Consider the following 21609-nt stretch of genomic DNA (forward strand, 5'->3'; position numbering starts at 1 on the left):
CGCCATCATCACCATAAAGCCGGAATAACCTTGGCGTTCATAGCTATTCAATGTTGTCACCAGCGATTGCGGCAATAAGCAGCTATACGTCGCTCCAGCTTCACTGCGGGTCTGCGTGCGAGGTCTGTCGGTATATAATTGCAGATCGGGAGCATCGGCCAATGTATCACGCCAGTAATCCAGTTGTGCGGTAAACGCATGATCATCAAAATGTGATCTTTGCCACTGAGCAAAATCACCATACTGACAGCTTAGTACCGGCAACTCTGGTGTTTGCTGGTCACAATAAGCACGATAGGCCTGTCGTAATTCATCAGCAATAATGGCCAAAGACCAGCCATCCGCCATGGCGTGATGTACATTGATAAGTAGTGCTACATCCTCGCTATCTAGCATAAAGACATCAGCACGAAATACTGGTCCTTGGCGTAAATCAAATGGCATCGCGGATACCTTAGCCATCATAGCTTCAAGCTCATCCTCAGCGCAGTAGTGCAGATTAAAAGGCACTTTGGCGCTGGGATCGGCTTGCTGGTAGGCTTGCTCATTATCTAAAACAACACGGCTTTTTAGCACCACATGACGATTAGCAACCAATTCAATGGCTTTACTTAATGCGTCTAGCCTTACCTTACCGCGCATTCGGTAAGCAAGAGGGAGGTGGTACGCTAAGCTTTCTGGTTCCATATCGTGTAAGAACCACAGTCTTTCTTGAGCAAACGATAAGGGGTGTATCGCGTCAATAGCAGCGGCTTGGATGCGTTCTTGTTGCCCTGCCGCGCCATCGTTTTGAGCTTGTTGTAGCAGCGCTAGCTGATCCCCTAACCGCTGTTTTAGGAACACTTCAGCAATGGGCAGTTCGATATCAAATTCATCTTTTACTCGGTTTACAAGCTGCATAGCAAGTAACGAGTTACCACCTAAGGTAAAGAAACTATCTTGTAGCGAGGGCTGTTTACCTAAAAGCTCTTGCCAGATATCAGCAAGCTGTGCAGCTTGACCTTTCAAGGCACCGCTACTTGCTAATTGTCCCCAATCTTCTGCACTTGGCGTTGGCAATACTTTGCTGTCTATCTTGCCGTTTGCATTCAACTTAAAGCGCTCAACAAAGGTAATCGTCGACGGCAACAAATAGTGCGCCACTTTATCTGTGAGCCACTGCTGAAGAGATTGGCGAGTTAACGCATGACCTGGTTTTAGCTGCACATAAGCGGCTAAATAAACCTGCTCTTCGTCTTGACGAACTTGAACATAGCTAAGCTCTACGGCGTCATGTTGGTTCACCCGAACTTGCAGTTCTTCAGGTTCGATGCGGTGACCACGAATTTTCACCTGATTATCAGTACGACCAATAAAGTGCAGTACACCATCGCTATCTTGACTCACTCTATCTCCAGAACGATAGAGTTTTTCTTCACTGTATGGGGTGAAAACAAACGCCTGCTCAGTTAAGTCTGGACGGTTTAAGTAGCCGTGGGCGACACCAGCCCCACCGAGATAAAGCTCACCAGGTACACCCAATGGTAACAGGCTACCGTGGTCATCCATTACTAAGTGATAACTCCAAGCACAGGCACGGCCAAGTGGCACATCTTGACCAGCAAGAACACTTGGTGTCAGCGCAAATGTGGTTGAGAAAATCGTATTCTCTGTCGGTCCATAGGCACTACACAATTGCCCCTGATAGCCACTAGCTAGTAAGTCACGGCAATAGCGGATTGGGATCACTTCACCGCCAGTCCAAAGTACCCGATAGTGATGTAATATTGTCGGGTCGGTTTGCACATATTGATTAAACAATGCCACCGTCATAAAGCCATAGTCAACGCCATAATCCGCTAAAGCCTGCCCAAAGTCAGCGGGCGACAATACTTGCGAATGGGAGATCACGGCTAAACATGCGCCACTTAGGAGCGCAGACCAAATTTCGAAGCTTGCGCCATCAAAAGCAGGGTTATTCATAAAGCTAACCACATTATTTTGGGTTAACTCACCTTGCTCTGGGTTAAGCACCAAGCGGCTGATCCCACGATGAGGAGTGATCACGCCTTTCGGCTTTCCGGTAGAGCCTGAGGTATAAATAACATGGGCAACGGTCTCTGGTGAGACACTCTTAAACGGCGCAAGGGTAGAATAATGAGTGAGCGCTAAGTCCCTACTATCAATTGAGGTTAACTGGTTACTACTGAGCGTTGCTTTACTGTGCTTATCAACAAATACCAACTGCATTGCTGCTTGCTCGGCCACAAAATCTATTCGCTCTTGCGGCCAAGCTGGGTCTAACGGCACATAACCTGCGCCAGCTTTGATGATAGCCAAGGCATTGATAATCCAGTCTACCGAGCGAGACATCGCGATTGCAACCAGCGTATTTTGTTGTACACCTTGCTCAATAAGATAGTGGGCCAGCTGGTTAGCCTGCTCGTCTAATTGTCGGTAACTCAGTGCGCTATCTTGTTGTTTTACCGCTATGCGCTCGCCGTGCTCGGCAACCACATGCGCAAAACCAGAGACGAGATCACTAGGTTCAGCCTGCGCCTCAAAATCGGCTTGCCCCAGCGCCATTAATTGCTCAGCTTGCGCTGCGGACACCAAAGAAAGTGATGCAATGGGTGCCGATTGCGCTAAAACAAGCTCTCCAACAAAATGGATAAAGCCATTAACTAATTGGTCGCCTAGCGCTTTAGGGAAGACATCCAGTGCAAATTCAAATTCACCAAACACCTGTCCTTCACGTTCAGCCATCGCGAGTAAGAGATCGAATTTAGCGGTGTCATGACTCATTTCAAGCTCGGAAAATTGCACCGTCTCTAGCTCAGCTCCCCCTCCTTGTTGGTCAAGCGTAAACAAAGTCTGTACTAAGGGGTTAACACCAGCGATCCGCTCTTGCTCAAGCGCGTCTACTAAATGTTCAAATGGCACATCTTGATGTGCAAGCACTCCTAACCACTGCGATTTGATCTGGGCAAGATAGTCTGTGAACGCAGCTTGATGCTGACACTGACTACGCAGAGGTAACGTGTTAACAAATAACCCAACTACCCGTTCAAGTTCTGAATGTTCACGACCAGAAACAGGCACTCCAACTATCAGATCTTGTTGCCCAGTTAAACGCGATAAATAGGCATTATATGCAGCTAACAAGACCATAAATAATGATGCATCTTGCTGCTGGGCGAGCTTACTTAACCCAAGGCTAGTAGCATCATCCAAAGTAAATGCAATACTATAGCCAACAAACGAGCGCTGTTGTGGACGGCGATGTGGGGTTGGCAAGCTTAGCACCGTTGTCGCATCACCCAGCGTTTCTTGCCACCAATTGAGCTGCTCGGCAAGCTGTTGCTGATAACTATCACTCATTTGCCAGTGGACAACATCACTGAAGGTGATTGCGTTTGGGTTTTGCACGGCTTCACCGCTTAACAGCCCCCGTAAGTCATCAAGTAGTAACTGGCTGGACCATGCATCCGTGATCACATGGTGCATCATCAGCATCAGCACTTGCTCACCTTGCTTTGAACGCAACAAGTAAGGTGCAAACAAACTAGCAGCAAAGTCAAAGCTTTGTTCCGCTCGCTCGCGACACCAAGCCATGAGTGCCGCATCGGTATCAAATGTTTTAAGTTCAAGTGCTTGAATATCATCGCTGATATACTGTTGTTGCTGTGCCAGTTGCACCCTTGCTCTTAACATCGGATGTTGCTGCTGCAACTGCTCCATCGCGAGGTTGAGCTGTGCCTCATCCAAGTGTCCATGCACGCGCCACAACGTTGGCATATTGTACAGTGGCGTGCCCGGCTGTAAGGTCTCAAACCACACCATTTGCTGTTGTATCGCACTGAGTGGGAAATGCTGCAGTGGCATGAGTTCATGATGACTGATCTGCGTACGCGCCTCGGGCTGTAATTGAGTGATATATTGTGCCAATGCCTGTGGACTGGGCTGTTCAAATAGGTCTTTAACGGTAAGCGCATTACCTACCTCCAATGCACGGCGTAATGTTGAGATCAGGCGCATTGCAAGTAGTGAGTGTCCTCCTAATTGGAAGAAGTCAGACTGCCTACCGATCCGATCGACATCAATTTTTAGTAAGGTCGCCATATGCGCCGCAAGTTCAGACTCCAGTCCTGGTTGCGGCGCTTCACCACGCTCGTCAATTCCCGCCTCCGCTAAATTGGGGAGAGATTTGCGATCCACTTTACCGTTGGCAGTAACAGGGATCTGAGCCATCAAGATATAATGGGTTGGCACCATAAAGTCCGGTAACCAAGCGGCAGCATGACGTTTTAATTCAGCCAATTCAGCGCGGCTTTCTAAATAAGCAATGAGTACCCCGTTTTCGACACTGACGACACAACGTTTTGTCTCTGGAGCTTGTTCCATCACAGATTCAATTTCGCCCATCTCAATCCGCATTCCTCGGATCTTAATCTGGAAGTCGCGGCGCCCCAGGAACTCAAGCTCGCCAAGATGGTTATAGCGTCCTAAATCTCCTGTTTTATAGAGTCGGCTGCCCGGTTCTCCAAATGGATTGGCAACAAATGCATTGGCGGTTAATGATGGTGCATTTAAATAGCCTCGACCTAATACCACCTCACCTGCAACACAGATCTCCCCTACCGCGCCTTGCGGAACAGGTAGCAGATCGGCATCGAGTAAATAGATGGCCGACTGATACACGGGCTTGCCAATAGGAAGTTGCGCGTAGAACGCTGCCGGTGTTTCTTTCATCACATGCAACGTCACATCATCACTACATTCCGCAGGGCCATAGGCATTCATCATTGGAATATGGGGATAACGCTTAAACCACCTTCTTGCCATTTCTGGCGGCAGTGCTTCACCGGTAGGAATAAGATGGCGCAAATCACCTAAGCTGTCATAGGCGCCTGCAGCAACTTCGTCCATCAGTTGCTGAAGCTGAACTGGCACTGTTTGTAATACCGATACTTGATGACGTGTTAGGGCCTGTAAAAACAGCAATGGATCAAGCACAGTTTCATCACTGAAAATTGCCACGCAGCCCCCTTTCATCAATGCGCCTAGGTACTGCCAAACACTGATATCAAACGACAATGCTGCGGTCTGTGCAAAGGTATCGACAGCGCTAAATTTAAGGGTATCTAGCGCCGCCCAATTATGGTTTACCATGCCCTGATGGGTGGTCATCGCCCCTTTAGGTTTGCCCGTTGTACCTGAGGTGAATAACACATAGGCAAGCTGCTCTGGATGTCGCACTACAGCACTAAGATCAACGTGTTGCGTCGCTCGGTCATTTGGGTGTACCACACAAACGTCATCAAATGGGCCAGCTCTATCTGTGATCACTTGTTTTATATGATGCTCGTCTAACAACATGCGAATTCGCTCGGTTGGTAAACGCGTATCCAGCGGTAGATAACATCCACCAGCTTTAAATATTGCCAACATCGCAATCATCACATGGCAACTACGAGTGAGGTGAACTGCAATCGGATGATCCGCCACAGCACCTTGTTGTAATAACACACCAGCCAGTCGATTGGCTTCGTTGTTTAGCTCTCGGTAGGTCAGGCTACGCTGGCCATCATCAACAGCAATTTTATCGCCATATTGTGCGACGACTTCATCGAAGACATCCAAGTAATGTGCATTACGATGTTGAGTCGCGGGCAACGTTGCAAAGTCGTGCCAAATGCTGTTGTCGCCTTGATCAAGTAGCTCAAATTCTGCAATCACCTGTTCTGGCTTAGCACTCGCTTGCTGCAATAGCGTTAGGTACTTGTGTGCAAATCGGGCGATGGTTTCGGGTTCGTATAAGGTAGCGTCATATTCAAAGCGCAAACGTGTACCTTGCGGTAACGACTCAAGCACCACAGTCATGTCAAATTGTGGCTGATCCGCAGGCAAATCGAGTAATGTCAGTGGCTGTCCAGCTAACTGAAGAGAATCACTTGAGAAACTATTTTGCAGATCGAACATCACATTAAATAGCGGTGACTGTCCGCCACGAGAGAGCGCACTCATTACCTCATCATAAGGCAACATTTGGTTTGCCATCATGGCACCAAATTCATGACCCGATTGCTTGATAAGGTCAACAAAGCGCATTTGTGGTGAGTAACGTTGCCGATAAGAAAGCGTATTGACGAACATCCCTAATGTTTGCTCAAAGCCACTTTGCGTGCGACCAGCTGATACGGTGCCAATCACCAAATCTCGCTCACCGCTTGCATGGCTGAGCGCCAAACTAAAGGCACACAAATACAGGTTAAATGGTGTAACAGCATATCGACTAGCCAGTTGCTCAATTTGAGCCACGACACTCGCTTCCAGATTAATATCATAATAAGCAGCGACAGGGTTACTCTCCGGACGCTTTTGGTGGTCAACCGGTAAGCTAACCCCTTCATTGGCTTGCTCTAAATATGCTTGCCAAAAGGCGCGTTGCGCTTGTGCTTCGGCGCTTTGCATCCAGTTCGTTTGTTGATAGCAATAGTCGTTATAATCCAATGCAAATGGTTCTGCTACAGCAAGTTCACCACCTTCATACGCTACAGCTAAATCGTTGAATAACTTGTTTAGTGACCATCCATCCAAGGCAATGTGGTGTGCACTCAACGCTATAAAGTGTCGAGATTGGCTGTTGATTAACGTAACACGTAAAGGACAGTCGCAGGCCAAATCAAAGGCTTTGTTAACACATTGCGCTGCATATCGCTCGACCTCATGTTGATCATCACTATCAAGCTCAACCACTTCAAGCTGGCATGGGTTTCCTGCAATGCGTTGGATCACACCCGCTTGCTCTTCAAACCGTTGACATAGCACCGGATGCATATCGCTCAGCACTATCAAGGCTTGCTGTAGTTGCTTCGCGTCAAGCGCTGCACATTCAGCCACAAGATTGATGTTGTAAGCCGTACTTGTGGGCTCCAACTGCTGCATAAAATACATACGAGTTTGTGCAGGACTTGCTTGTGAGAATGATTCAGGTGTGGATATTGCAGCGACTTGAGACCGTTCAGCTTGCGTAAGTAACTCGGCTTGCTCTTCGAGCGTTTGCGCCATAAACAACTCAGCAATGCTTAGGTCTGTTGCTAATGCCATTTTCACTTCACTGACCAATTGCATCAGCAAAATAGAGTTACCACCAAGCGCAAAGAAGTTGTCTTTTGCGGTGGGTGTCACCTTTAATAGTTTATGCCAAATGGTGGCTAGTTTTTGCTGCTGTTGGGTCAGTGGCATGTCATCTATCACTTTGCCCCAATCAGCTTCAGTTGGCTCAGGTAAGGCCCGCGCGTCAACTTTGCCATTGTGCGTAAGCGTAAATTGCTCAACTAGAGTAACAGTAGATGGAAGCAAATAATGGGCGACACGGGATTTCAGCCAAGTTAGCACTGATCCACGGTTTATCTGCGCTTGAGGTGCTACTTTGATATACGCAGCCAAATACGCCAGCTCACCGCGTTGTTTCACAACGACAACGCTATTTTCAATGTCAGGGTGCTGATCTAACTGATTTTTTAGCTCTTCAGGTTCTATTCGATGACCACGGATCTTAACCTGATTATCGATGCGCCCAAGGAAATGTATAGTGCCATCAGCTGCCATATACACCTGATCTCCTGAGCGATACAAGTTCCCTTCACCATAAGGGTTTTGAATAAATGCTTGAGCCGTTAGTTCAGGACGAGCAAGATAACCGTGCGCCAATCCTTCACCGGCTAAACATAGCTCACCCGGCGTGCCCAATGGCACTAATTGTCCTGCGGCGTTTAGTATAAGGTGACTACCCCAAGCACAAGCATGCCCAAGTGGCACATCTGTCCCTTGCACCATCGCTAAGGTGATCTCACAGGTTACTGAGAAAATCGTATTTTCCGTAGGGCCATAACCATTACACAATTTGCCATTAAAACCACTTTCAAGCAGTGCCTTACAGCTCGGAGAAGACACCGCTTCACCGCCAATCCAAAGACGTCGATAGCTGTGTAGCATACGCGGATCGGTTTTCACATATTGATTGAATAACGCAACGGTCATAAAGCCATAGTTAATTCCCGTTTGTTCAACCACTTTGGCAAATTCAGTTGGCGCAAGCACTTGCTGCTCTGTCACCACAGCCAAGCAACCGCCGCTTAGCAGCGCCGACCAAATTTCAAATGTCGCGCCATCAAACGCTGGGTTATTCATAAAACTGACCACACAGTGTGAATCTAACCCACCTTCTGCTGGGTTCAGTACCAGCCTGGTGATCCCACGGTGTGGCGTCAAAACCCCTTTAGGTTGACCCGTTGACCCTGAGGTATAAATAATATTGGCAACACTGTCGGCAGTTACGCTCTTAATTGGCGCTGTGATTGCATAGTCACTTAACTGAGGAAGCAAAGTGGGCAAAGAAAGTGACGAGACTTGCTCAGACAACGACTGCTCAGCAAATGCAATATTGATATTGGCCTGTTGTAAAACAAAGTGAATGCGCTCTTGCGGCCAGCGCGGATCAATAGGCACATAAGCCGCACCTGTTTTGATTATGGCTACTGCTGCAAGGATCCAATCCATTGAACGAGGCATAACAATAGCAACATGACCTCCCGCCTGAACCCCACTTTCAATCAAGTAATGAGCTAATTGGTTAGTCACTCGATCAAGCGCTTGATAACTTAGAGTTTTATCTCCTTCACGCACGGCAATTCGCTGTGGATACGCGGCGGCGCTGGACATAAAACTGCTGATAAGATCGCTTGAAGTATGCTGAGGAGATACCAAAGACTGACCAAGCTCAAGCACTTGCTGTTGCTGCGCCGTATCAATAAGGGGTATCGCCGCTAATGGTTTGTCTGCATCTTGAACCACTTGCTCAACAAAATAAGCAAAGCCCTTAACAAGTGCCTGTGCTTGAGCGTCATGGTAAAGATCGCTAGGAAGCTCAAAGCTCCCCCGACACAGCTGACCATCATAAGACATCGATAACAGACAATCGAATTTGGCGGTATCGTGATCTGTGACTATTTCAGTGCAAGTCAATCCACCAAAAGTTTGCGATGCGCCACCTTGTTCAAAGTTGAACATCAGCTGCACAAGTGGGTTAATACCCGCGCTTCGCTCAACACCCAAACCATCAATAATAGCTTCCAGTGGGGCTTGTTGATGCGCAAGTATCTCTAACCATTGTTGCTGTGTTTTTGCCAAGTATGCTGTAAAACTGAGCTCAGGCTGGCACTGGGCTTTGAATGGCAGCGTATTCACAAACAAGCCAACTACCTCATCAAATTCAGTGCGGTCACGGCCTGCAACAGGCACCCCAGTTATTAATTGTTCAGCCCCCGTCAACAGCGACATATAAGCCGTATAACAGCTTAGCAATAAGGTAAATAAGCTAACTTCAGCATCCTGCGCCAACTCAGCAACCGCGCTAGATGCCTCAGAAGACAGACTAAAACTCCACGTTTGGCCTTGGAACGTACGTTGCGGTGGACGCTTTTGCGCCGTGGGTAACGCCGACACATGCGGTGCATCATGTAAGTAGTCGCACCACCAAGATACCGCTTCTTTAACCTCTTGCTGATAACTCGCTTGCTGCTGCCAATTCACTAAATCAGCGTAATGATAGGTACTTGTGTCTTGCACTGATTGATTGCTGTAAAACGCCATCAAATCCGCCAACATCACTTGGCTTGACCAAGCATCCGAGATCAAATGATGCATGTTAAATACTAATACCTGCTCACCACTTGGCCAGCAAAGTAAAATGGGCTCGAACAAGCCAGCTGACAGATCAAATGGCTGCTTGGCTATCACCTTAACTGCTTGCGACATAGAGGTGGTTTTGGGCACTTGAGTCACAGTCAGTGGTTGAATGTGTTCGGAGATAAACTGTAGGTTATGGGCCTCATCAATACGTGCGCGCAACATCGGGTGTTTGCGCTGTAAAAACGTCACCGCAGCCTCTAGTTTGGCACTCTCTAGCTCGCCATGAATTTGCCAAGCATTAGGCATATTATAAAGCGCGGTGCCCGGCTGCAGTTTCTCAAACCACAACATTTGCTGCTGCGTTTGTGTTAATGCAAAATGCTGGTTATCGGCAAGCGTTACTTGGGCCAGTACCTCTCCCGGTGCAATAGTCGATTGGGCAACAAACGTGGCCAGTTCGCTTAAGTTAGGATAATCAAAAATCGCCTTAACGGTTGCTTTTTCGTTGAGTGAATAGTGCTTACGTAAGGCAGAAATTAGCTTCATCGCCAGCAGTGAGTGTCCACCCAAGCGGAAGAAATGCGCATCGCGGTACACTTGGCTTACTTCTAAATCAAGCAGTTGCGCGTATTGCTTTGCCAAATACTGCTCAACTTCCCCGCAAGGTGACTCACCCACTTCCATTGTTCTAACTTGTGCCAATGTTGGGAGTGCTTTTCTGTCTACTTTGCCGTTGGCAGTCACAGGCAGATTATCCATCACCACAAAGTAGCTCGGCACCATATGCTCTGGCAGTTGCTCCTGTGCATGTAGGCGCAGTGTATCGACGCTTAATTCACTTTCCAGATATGCTAATAAGAGCCCTTGTTCAGCACATACGATACAACGAGCTGTGTTGGGTGCCATTTCCATCACAGACTCAATCTCACCAATTTCAATCCGCATACCACGGATCTTAATCTGGAAGTCGCGACGACCAACAAACTCCAATTCGCCTGCAAAATTAAAGCGGCCTAAATCACCGGTTTTATACATTCTGCTGCCAGGCGCGCCAAACGGGTTTGCCACAAAAGCATTGGCGGTCAGTGCTGGAGCATTCAAATAACCGCGTCCAAGTACCACTTCTCCGGCAATACAAATTTCACCAATAGCGCCAACAGGTACCGGCTGCAGTGCTTCATCTAAAAGATATACACCACACTCAGTAATGGGCTTCCCTATAGGTAAAACGCTTTGATGAGCAGGCGGCGCTACAGATAAATGATGCAACGTCACATCATCACTACATTCTGCGGGGCCGTATGCGTTAAACATTGGAATGGAATAATTATCAAACCAAGTTCTCGCAAGACTTGGAGGCAGCGCTTCTCCGGTTGGGATCAAAATGCGTAAGGCAGCAAGCGGGTCATGTGCCAATTGCGCTGCTTGATCTATAAGTTGTTGCAACTGCGCAGGCACCACCTGCAACACACTCGCGTTATAATGTGCTAGCGCTTGCAAGAATAACAAAGGGTCGAGCACTTCTTGGTCGCTTAAAATAGCCACCCGAGCACCGCACATTAATGGTGCTAAATGCTGCCACACGCTAATGTCAAAAGATAATGCAGCCGTTTGCACAAAACAGTCAGAGGTTGAGAATGACAGTTCGTCAAGCAATGCATAATTGTGGTTCACCATACCTTGATGGGTTGTCATTGCCCCTTTTGGTTTGCCCGTGGTGCCAGAAGTAAATAGCGTGTACGCCAATTGAGCGGCAAAGCGTGGGATCTGTGTTAACTCTATCGTGTCACAGCCAACTGCGTCCGAACCCACAACAGTGACGCCAGTAAACGGACCTTCACTGTCGCTGATCACAAACTCTATGCTCTGATCTTCGATGAGACTGCGGATCCGCTGCGCAGGTAAGCGCATATCAAATGGTAAATAACTGCCACCGGCTTTAGCAATGGCTAACATTGCCACCAGCACTTTATGACCGCGCGCTAGATGGACCGCAACGGGTTGCTCTAGCTTCACTCCAGCCTCAACTAAAGCCCTAGCTAATGCGCAAGCCTGTTGGTCGAGCTGAGCGTAAGTCAGTGTTGTATGACTGTCTTGAACCGCGATAGCATCAGCAAACTCAGCTACACTGGCGTCAAAGGCGTCGAGATAGTGCTGATGGGGATACGAATTAGCTCGAACCGATGCATAGTTATCTACAAGCTGCTGCTCTTGGCTAGTAAGCGCCATTAGCTCGTATAGGGGTTGCTCTGGATGTTCGCATGCTTTGCCGATTAGCTCACGATAAGCGGAAATAAAGCGCACAATCGTGGCTTCTTGATAGAGGCCCGCATCATACTCACAAATAATGTTAAGACCGTCATGCTGAGACTCTAAAGTGACCGTCAAATCAAACTGGGGGTCATCAACACGCATTCGCGCGCTAGACCAGTTCGCTTCACTGTTGCCGCCCCAAGTGATTGCGTTTTGCATATCAAACATCACGTTAAACAGGCTTTCACTGCCGCTAATGCTATGCTGCACTCGCTCATAGGGTAGCTGTTGCTGTGCAAATGCTTGCTGATTTTCGGTGCCAACTTGTTTGCAGATTGCTTGAAAACTATTGCTAAGATCAACACTGAAGTTTAGTGCTAGCGTGTTGACGAACATGCCCACAGTATCAGCAAACCCGCCCCACTCACGACCTGCAACAGCAGTACCTAAAGTAAGCTGCCTTTCACCATTTTGATAGCCTAGTTGCGCATAAAAAGCACTGAGGAAAACGTTAAATGGCGTTAGCTGCCAGCGCTTAGCCAGCTCAGATACCCGCAGATTAATATCGTTACTGATCACTTGTTTATGCACAGCTGCACGCGCTTTATGATCCGCTTTTTTCGCAAAATCAAACGGCAATGCACTGCTAGGGTTATGCTCAGCTAAGTATTGAGACCAAAAGTCGGTACTCAACTCGGCCTGCTCACTGGTTAACCATTGCTGCTCTAGTTGGCAATAGTCGTCAAAAGCGCGGGCTTCTTCGTTGTGTTCAACACCATGATAAAGGCTATGTAGTGTCCGTAAAATAATATCTAGTGACCAGCCATCCACGATGCTGTGGTGTGCACCAATATATAACGTGGCACTATTATTATGAGTTAACAAAGCAACCCTAAAGAGACAATCTGTGTTTAAGTCATACACCTGCTGATTAAGTAAGTGCAGCTGTGTATTTACGTCTTGTTCGCTAGTACAGGCATGCTCTGTTACGCCATCAAAACGACGTGTTTCGCGCCATAATTTACCATCATAAGCAAAGCCTTGTGTCAGCACTTCATGTTGATGAATTAACTCGTTTACCGCGACAGCTAACCGTTTTGCATCAATGGGTGTCTGGCTCGTTAATGTTACTCCTAGGTTATAGGCAACACTATGAGGGTCTAATTGCTGCATAAAGTACATCCGCTGCTGCGCCGCTGATGCGAGCTTTTTATCGGTAGCACAAGCGGCTTGAAGCTCGACGTCACGCAATGGCTGCAGATGTACGGCCATTTCATGTAATCTTGGGTGTCTGCTAATACAAGCTGGGTCTAATTCAAAGCCGTGTAAATAAGCATGATGAACAAGCTTCATTGCCGCGATGGAATCACCACCCAAGTGATAAAAGTTGTCGGTTCTGCCTGCCTTCACCTCGAGCACGGTTTGCCATAACGTCGCCATCGCAGCTTCTAACTCACCTTGTGGGGCGATGTATTCAGATTGCTCGCCACGATCAGCTGCGCTCGGCTCAGGCAAAGCTGCTTTATCAATCTTGCCGTTGGCATTTAAAGTAAAGCCAGAAACTTGAGTAATACTAGAAGGTAACATGTATGGTGGAAGACGCTCAGCAAGCCAAGATAACAGCTCGGCTCGGCGCTCCGCCGACAATGTCGTTGTATTGGTAAAACATATAAATGCGGCTAGGTACTTTTGGCCATTGCGCGTCATAACACGAACATGACTTTGGGCAATATCAGGGTGTTGACCGAGTTGCACCTGTACTTCCTCTGGTTCAATACGATGTCCCCGGATTTTTACTTGGTTGTCAGCACGTCCAACAAAGTGCAGTACGGCATGTTCATCCATCCACACCAAGTCACCAGAGCGATACATAGTACCTAAGTTAAATGGATCACTCACGAATGCTTGTTCTGTTAATGTTGGTGCGGCTAGATACCCTTCCGCTAATCCATCACCCGCTAAGTAAAGTTCGCCGGTGACACCAAGTGGAAGTAGCTGCCCCTGAGGATCCAGTACATAATGATTGGAATAGGCACAGGCGCGTCCCAATGCAACCGAGTTTTGCTCCAGCGCTAACTCATCAAGCAGATGCGTGGTAGAAAACACCGAGTTTTCTGTGGGTCCGTAGCAGGCAATTAGTTTCCCTGAAAATGAATGTTGTAATAGGCGACGACAGGTTTCGACAGGGATCACTTCACCACCGAACCACAAAGCCTCGAGACCACATAAGATGCTCGGATCAACTTGCACATACAAATTCACCAGCGCTACGGTTAAAAAGCTATGCGTGACACCATGCTGAGTAAGTGCATTACCAAAACGCCTTGGATCTTGAACCTGCTCTTGTGAAATAACGGCCAACGATGCCCCATTTAATAGCGCCAGCCACATCTCAAAGCTACAGGCGTCAAATGCGGTATTATTACAAAAGGCAACCACACTGCTTTGGTCGGTATCAACATGGTCTAAGTTGAGTGCGATACGATTGAGGCCTCCGTGCTTTAATATCACACCTTTTGGCTTCCCCGTAGAGCCCGAAGTATACAAAATACAAGCTCGAGTACTCGGGTCCAACTCACTTATCACAGGTTCAATAGCCGCTTCACTTAACGCTGTTTTATCAAGGTTTATCACCGCAACGTCGGGCACTCGCAGGGTAAAGCTTTCCCCGCATACAAGCGCGGCAAATTGACACTGTTCATGCAATAAAGTCAGGCGCTCTATGGGAGTATTTAACGCAATCGGTACGTAGGCGGCGCCCAGTTTAACGATTGCCAAGCACGTCTCAACCAGTGCGGCTGAACGTGGTAGCGCCACCGCTACGGTATCTCCACTAGAAACACCAAGCCCCTGTAAGATGTGCGCCAATTGTTCACTGCGCTTGTCCAACTGCTCATAGGTAAGGTGAAGCGCTTCCTCTCGTACTGCTATTTGCTGCGGATGAGCCGCGACTCTTGCCCGAAAGACACTAACTAAGTCGCTGATCTCAGCTTTTGCCTGGTAGTTTGGCTGTCCAAGCTCTAGCAATGTTTCTGCTTGCTCTCCAACTAGGGCTAAGGTGTTTAATGGCGCTTGCGGCGTTGAGGTTGCAGCCTCTAAAAAACCTAAAAAGCCGCTAAATAGACTATGAGCAATCGCTTCACTGTAAAGTGCTGTTGCAAATGACATCTCACAGCTATATCCAGATTCGGTATGGCGCAAACATAATAATATCGCCATTTGTGACAAGTTGACTTCAGCGCTTTGGCTGCAACTGGCAAATCCAAGTTGTGTAAATGCAGCGCAACCGGCATGACTTTCTAGTTCATGTTGCAGCGCCAGCTGGCTAAGCGCTTCATTTGATACGGGCGCAGCAGAGGCTAAAGTGGTCTCACATTCTCTAATTGCCTGAGAAAAGTCTGACGTAAGGTCAATATTGAACAACGCTATTTGCTGCGATAGAGGCGCAGTCTCTACTGCAAGCACTTGCTCAGAATGCAGGGTAAGTCTTGCTAAATAAGCGATAAACGCGGTGAGCAAAGTACTGCTGGCGGATGCTTCAGTTGCACTTAGTAAGCTTGAAACATCGGCTACATAATGCGTATGCTCCTGATTTGCCGAATGCTGTATATTTTCTGAGGCCGGTATCGCTGAGCGAAACCCACGTTTCGCTTGACTTTCGAACCAGCGCGCTGCTGTCGATAATTGCATTGAAGTCTTAGAATTATTGTTCATTTTTGTATTCCGTTAGTAAAACGTTCCTAGGGAAGCTCAGTGTTTATGGCGAATGTCAAAACTGGCGGCGTGAAAATTAATATGCATGCGAAGGCTGTCTGCGGTGTCGACCCCCAGTCGACCATCGCAACGACTATGGCTGCAATCTTGATGGTCGGCACGTACCGTCAGTTTTTTAAAATGCTGTGTGATCGATGGAAAATGGATACTGATAGGGCCAAATTTAGCGGTTTTCTCCACCGCCCCTTTGCCCCCTAACCCATTAAACTTTCGCTCTTTCCAAGTAATGGATTGGTATTGTTCGGCACTTAAGTAATCACTGGTGATTTGACTCTCCATTGCGCCGGTATCTAAAAACCAGAGTTGATTTGTACTGTTTGCCTTGGTGATCACCATAGGGTCGTCAAACAGCCAGACGAGATTTCCGCTTTTCTCTTGCTGCAGCGTAGGCTTTTTGATTTCAGCGATTTGTTCTTCAAAATCAAGCGTTAAATCCAATGCTTTTATGATTGGCCAGCCGATAATGCCATCAAGTTGATACCAATTAATCCCTAAAAACCGTTGTTCGAGTTCGGTGTGATCAACAACGAGCGCAAGCTGATCTTGGGCTTTAACCGGACCGAGCTGAAACGCTGGCAAGCGCACTAAGTCAGCCTTGACTGTATTTGCAGTTGCGGTATCGATTTCGACTTGCTGCTGTGAGGCAATATCAAGTTGTAATTGCTTCACTACTTTATCTGTCACTAGACTTTGAGAAGCGCCGGTATCAAGCACAAAGTAGAACTCATGTCCGTTAAGCCTCAGCTTTACTCTTGGCAGAGGCACTAACCAGTGGCCTTGCAACGGGATGGAGGCTTGTGGTTGTTCGAAGTAAAGTTGTGGTAAAGGGCCAGAAGCGAGCGTGTTGGCTATCACAGCACTACTATGCGTAGGGGAAACAATTCCCTCGTCAACTAATTTGCGGATCTTTTCGTATTGCTGTTGCTCAGTCAGCAACGCAAGCCACTGCGGTAATACTTGCGGGACTTCCTTATATAGTTTTGCCAACTCAGTTTCAGCCAACGTAAAGTTGCCAGCTAACATATGACGATAAATGTCGTTTAAAGTGCTTTGCTGCTTCTCGGTGATGGCTTCTAGTTTCGGTGCCCAAGCCTTTATCGCTGGGTCAACTTGTGCTTGGCTCATTGATATACCTAGGAATAAAATCAAAATAAAAAACAAGGTTCTATACTGCATCGTTCACTTCTATACATTGACTTTGTGTAATTTGCTGGCGTAACTGGGCATGTGCAATCCGCATTGCTTGCGTTTTCTCTTCCGCGACAATAACGAGATTCACGCATTCGTTGGCACTATCGGAACACACTGCCAATACCGATATCCCGAGCTCGGATAGCTGACTTTTTAACGCCTGAGTATCAATAGCAAACTGGTTGCTGAATAATGTAAGCAGCAACAGGTTTTGACTTTTCTGTATCTCTTGAAGAGCATGTAATGTTTTGTCTTGTAGGAATAAGTCCATAACAAAACGCAGTTCAGCGGCACCTTTATCAACACAAAATAGTCCTAGGCGTTCGCCATGGGGCAAGACTTGCACGCCACTCAATAACGCTAATGCACTCACAGGGGGACGCTCACCACCAAAATGAATATGAGTGGCTTTGGGCGTGTTTGGATTTTTTGGACACTTTAGCGAGAGGATTAACCGCTGTTGTCGCAATAACTGCAACGCGGGATAGTGGATCACAGACGCACCGAACTGTGATAAAACACACAGGTCGTCAAATGCAATATCGGTGATTAAACTGGCTTGTGGAATAATATTTGGATCGGCATTGCATAATCCTTCTACTTCTTTCCAAATTTCAAGGCGGCTTGCATTTAACGCAACAGCCCAGATTGCAGCAGTTGTATCTGAGCCATTGCGACCTAATGTGGCGATTTGTCCATCTTCCGCGCGAGCAATAAATCCTTCACTGACATTAACGTGCTTGGCTTGTCTCGCAACCTGTTGACACAAACGATTGATCTTCTCAATGGCTGGCTGATGTTCGGATTTTTCACCGCATAAATGAATAAACTCTGCGGCATCCAAATAGCCACAACTGAGCCCTAATACACGTAAAATACCGATCATGATCTGTGCGCTCAGCCGCTCGCCGAGTGTGAGTAAGTCATCATGAGCCACCTCTGGGTAATCAAGCAGCTCAAGTGCGTGGTCACATAGATCATAAATCACATGTTGGGTGGCGGTGAGCTCAGGCTCTGCCTGTAAAGTTAGGGCGCATTGCCGAAGTAACTCACTGTGGAACAACTTTACTTGTTCCAGTGCGCGTTTTTGGCTCGGTTTGTGTGAGTCAGCAAGAATGGTTTCAAGATCATTTGTCACGTTGCCACAGCCTGACACTATCACGACGACTCGAGTGTGCTTCTGCTGTTGCTGGATAAGCCTTGCGACACGTAATATCGATTCAGCACATCCCAAAGATGCACCGCCAAACTTCATGACAACGGGACAATTCATCTTACTTACCCCTGCGCTAGTTGACTCATGCTAAGATCAAGCAGTTCAACCGCACGCTCGAGCTCATCCATGGAGATAGTTAAGGCAGGTAATAAACGCAATACAGCACCAAAGCGGCCACCAGTTTCTAAAATCAAGCCATTGGCAAAGCATTGCTTTTTGATTGCTGCAGCTAATGAGCCATCGCCCAAATCAGGATGCTTTGGTGATCTGGCCGTGTTTGGATGAATAATTTCAACCCCCAACATCAAGCCCCGCCCTCTAACATCTCCAATAAAGGCGTACTTTTGTTGCAGTTTTTCCAGCTCGGCTTTAAGCCATGCCCCTTTTTCTCGAGCAGCTTCGGCCAACTTATCACGGCGGATAATTTCCATACCTTTACGGCCTGCGATCATCGCCAACTGGTTTCCTCGAAAGGTGCCTGTGTGCGCCCCAGGTTTCCAGTGATCATATTTTTCGCGATACACAACGACTGACATTGGCATGCCGCCACCAAGTGCTTTTGATAGTAAAATCGCGTCCGGCATAATGTCAGCACTTTGAAAAGCGAATAAATCACCAGAGCGAGCAAAACCACACTGAATTTCGTCGAAAATAAGCGGAATATCGTATTCATCACACAATTGACGCAATCCTTTGAGCCACTTAGCAGGGGCAGGAATACAGCCACCTTCCCCTTGAATTGCCTCTAAGATCACAGCAGCTGGCTTGGTTATACCGCTTTCGGGGTCGCTAAAGACGGTTTCAATATGGTGTAAAGAAGTCTCTATTAACTCATCGCCTTGTACCAAATAAGGTGAGCGATAATCATAAGGGAAAGGTAGATAATGCACATCTGGCATTAGTGATGCTACAGAGTCTTTGGCATTGAGATTACCGGTAAGTGACAATGCACCAGCAGTCATACCGTGATACCCACCATGAAATGCAAGTACCGTGCGACGTTTTGTTGCCGTTTTGAATAGCTTAATCGCAGCTTCAGTGGCATCTGCGCCAGATGGACCACAGAACTGGATACGCGCTTCATCGCGAAACTTCTCAGGCAGTAAACCTAGCAATTCCTTGGTAAACGCATATTTTGCGGGTGTTAAAATATCTAATCCTTGCATCACTTCATCTGTGTGAAGGTACTTAATTAGCTCTTGTTTAATTTCTGGATTGTTATGACCCAGTGCCAATGTTCCTGCACAAGCTAAAAGATCGACATATTCTTTACCCTCAGCATCGGTAAGAATTGAGCCTTTACCAGACACAATGACTTTATCGATAACTCGCGAATACGTTCTTGCACTTGACTCTACGTAGCTTTGGTAGGTGTACCAACTCGTTGTATCTTGTAGTTCAGCGTGGTTGCTTGTTAATTCCTGTGTTCTATCCATTGCGTTATCACCCTCATTGTTACATTGAAGTTTCATTCACATTACAATTAAGGCTGGTCAAGATATAGAAACATTCACACCACAGCAACTCTTGTGAAATAATTTAAAATAAAACAAACCTTAAAATTAACATTACAAAAACAAAACCAAACCTTTCCATAAACACTAAGTTGATACTAATTAAATAGTTATAAAGAATTTAAACTGAGACTTCGATTGAGTTGCTTGATTTTTGCTATTTACAAAAAGACTGTTAAAGCATAGAAAAACCACTTTTCAGCAGAAATAACAGGCACATTAATGCAAATAAATGGATAATATACTTTTGGCTGTGTTGCGCTTACTTGCTCTTGTGCTCTCGCTACCCTTTGTGTAAAACAAATGCCGACAGCTTTAGGTGGGGGTGTGGTGAATAAATAAAAAAGCCACACTACTATGAGCGTGGCTTGGGAGCATTGCATGGGTGTATTGTTGCAATGATTCTTTTTGGTCAAGCGGCTTGTTCGTCGTCTTGCCCTTGCCTGATCAGATAGTCAAATGCACCTAGGCTTGCGGTTGCCCCGCCCCCCATCGCAATAATAATTTGCTTGAAGGGTGTGGTAGTTGCATCACCAGCAGCGTAGACCCCCGCTAGACTGGTTGCACCTTTACTGTCTATTTCGATTTCGCCAAAGCGGCTAAGCGCCACATCACTTGCTTTTAACCATTCAGTGTTTGGCACTAGTCCTATCTGTACAAAAATCCCCGCAAGTGCCAAAGAGTGAGACTCACCACTGACTCTATCCGTGTAGTTGATCCCTGTTACTTTGTTACCATCTCCAACTACCTCGGTAGTTTGTGCGTTTTTAATAATGGTAACATTCGCAAGGCTGTTTGCTTTTTTAATTAGCACTTCATCAGCTCTCAGTGTGTCGGCAAACTCTAATACCGTCACGTGCTCGACAATGTTTGCTAAATCAATCGCGGCTTCAATACCTGAATTACCGCCACCGATCACCGCAACGGGTTTACCTTTAAATAAAGGACCATCACAGTGCGGACAATAGGCGACCCCTTTTCCTTTATATTCGGCTTCACCAGGTACATTCATACTTCTCCAACGCGCCCCGGTTGCCAGCACCACAGATTTAGCTTTTAACACCGCACCATTTTCAAGCGTGATATCAAGGGTGTTGCCTTTATTGATGGCCGCTGCGCGCTGATTTTTCATGACATCAACACCATACTGATTAACATGCTCTTCTAACTGCGCAACCAGCTTGGGACCCTCGGTTTTTTGCACTGAGATAAAGTTTTCAATACCTAAAGTATCGGCAACTTGCCCACCAAAACGCTCAGCGACTACACCTGTGTTTAGCCCTTTACGCGCGGCGTAGATTGCGGCTGATGCGCCAGCAGGACCACCACCAACAACAAGTACGTCAAAAACGTCTTTTTCGTTGAGTTGCGCGGCTTGCTTTTCGCCCGCTTTACTATCTAGCTTTAATAAGATATCGCTTAAGCTCACAGCACCTTGGCTGAATTGCTCACCATTTAAATACACGGTCGGCACGGCCATAATATTGCGAGATTCCACTTCTTCTTGGAATAGCGCACCGTCTATCATGGTGGTTGTGATATTTGGGTTAATTGCTGCCATTAAATTTAGAGCCTGTACTACCTGCGGACAGGTTTGACAGCTTAGAGAGATATAGACCTCAAAGTTCAAGGCTTTATCTATGCTACTTATTTGCTCTACCTCATCTAAAGAGGCTTTTGAAGCATGTCCACCCGAGTGCAATAGAGCAAGAACAAGACTGGTAAATTCATGCCCCATTGGCACGCCAGCAAATGTAATTTCGCTTTGTTTTTCAAGTCCACGAACCAGCATTTGCGGGACACGCTCCCCTTTGCTTGATTCTGATAGGGTAATTTTGTCGCTTAAAGACGCAAGGTCTTGAGCCAACCCTTTTAGCTCTTGCGATTTTTTACTGTCATCAAGTGTAATGACGAGTTCAATCGGGTGTTGTAGAGAGCTAAAATGGCTTTGTAGCTGAGTTTTAATTTGGTTGTCTAACATAAAGG

5 protein-coding genes (1 of these 5 only partly in view) are annotated in these 21609 nt (G+C 47.0%); all 5 read right to left on the bottom strand.

From position 1 onward, the window contains the following. A protein-coding gene (locus tag CEX98_RS19120) for a non-ribosomal peptide synthetase (RefSeq protein ID WP_099643598.1) crosses the window boundary here: on the bottom strand, positions 1-15642 show its 5' portion. Its footprint begins 5520 nt before the window's first position; only the first 15642 of its 21162 coding nucleotides appear in the window; the start codon lies at positions 15640-15642; its stop codon lies beyond the left edge, outside the window. Between the two features lie 36 nt (positions 15643-15678). After that, the gene (locus CEX98_RS19125) at positions 15679-16827 is read right to left on the bottom strand and encodes a retropepsin-like aspartic protease family protein (RefSeq protein WP_172439807.1); all 1149 of its coding nucleotides are present in this window, start codon (positions 16825-16827) and stop codon (positions 15679-15681) included. A 40-nt stretch (positions 16828-16867) separates the two neighbouring features. Continuing rightward, positions 16868-18166 (bottom strand): hypothetical protein, encoded by a 1299-nt coding sequence (locus CEX98_RS19130; protein ID WP_099643600.1) that lies wholly within the window; start codon positions 18164-18166, stop codon positions 16868-16870. 5 nt (positions 18167-18171) lie between these two features. After that, positions 18172-19545, bottom strand: coding sequence for a diaminobutyrate--2-oxoglutarate transaminase family protein (locus tag CEX98_RS19135; RefSeq protein ID WP_099643601.1), 1374 nt, complete (start codon positions 19543-19545; stop codon positions 18172-18174). 490 nt (positions 19546-20035) lie between these two features. Further along, complete coding sequence (gene ahpF / locus CEX98_RS19145; RefSeq protein ID WP_099643603.1) at positions 20036-21604, bottom strand: alkyl hydroperoxide reductase subunit F; 1569 nt, start codon at positions 21602-21604, stop codon at positions 20036-20038. Between the last annotated feature and the right edge of the window lie 5 nt (positions 21605-21609).

The organism is Pseudoalteromonas piscicida, assembly GCF_002744175.1.
GTDB lineage: Bacteria > Pseudomonadota > Gammaproteobacteria > Enterobacterales > Alteromonadaceae > Pseudoalteromonas > Pseudoalteromonas piscicida_B.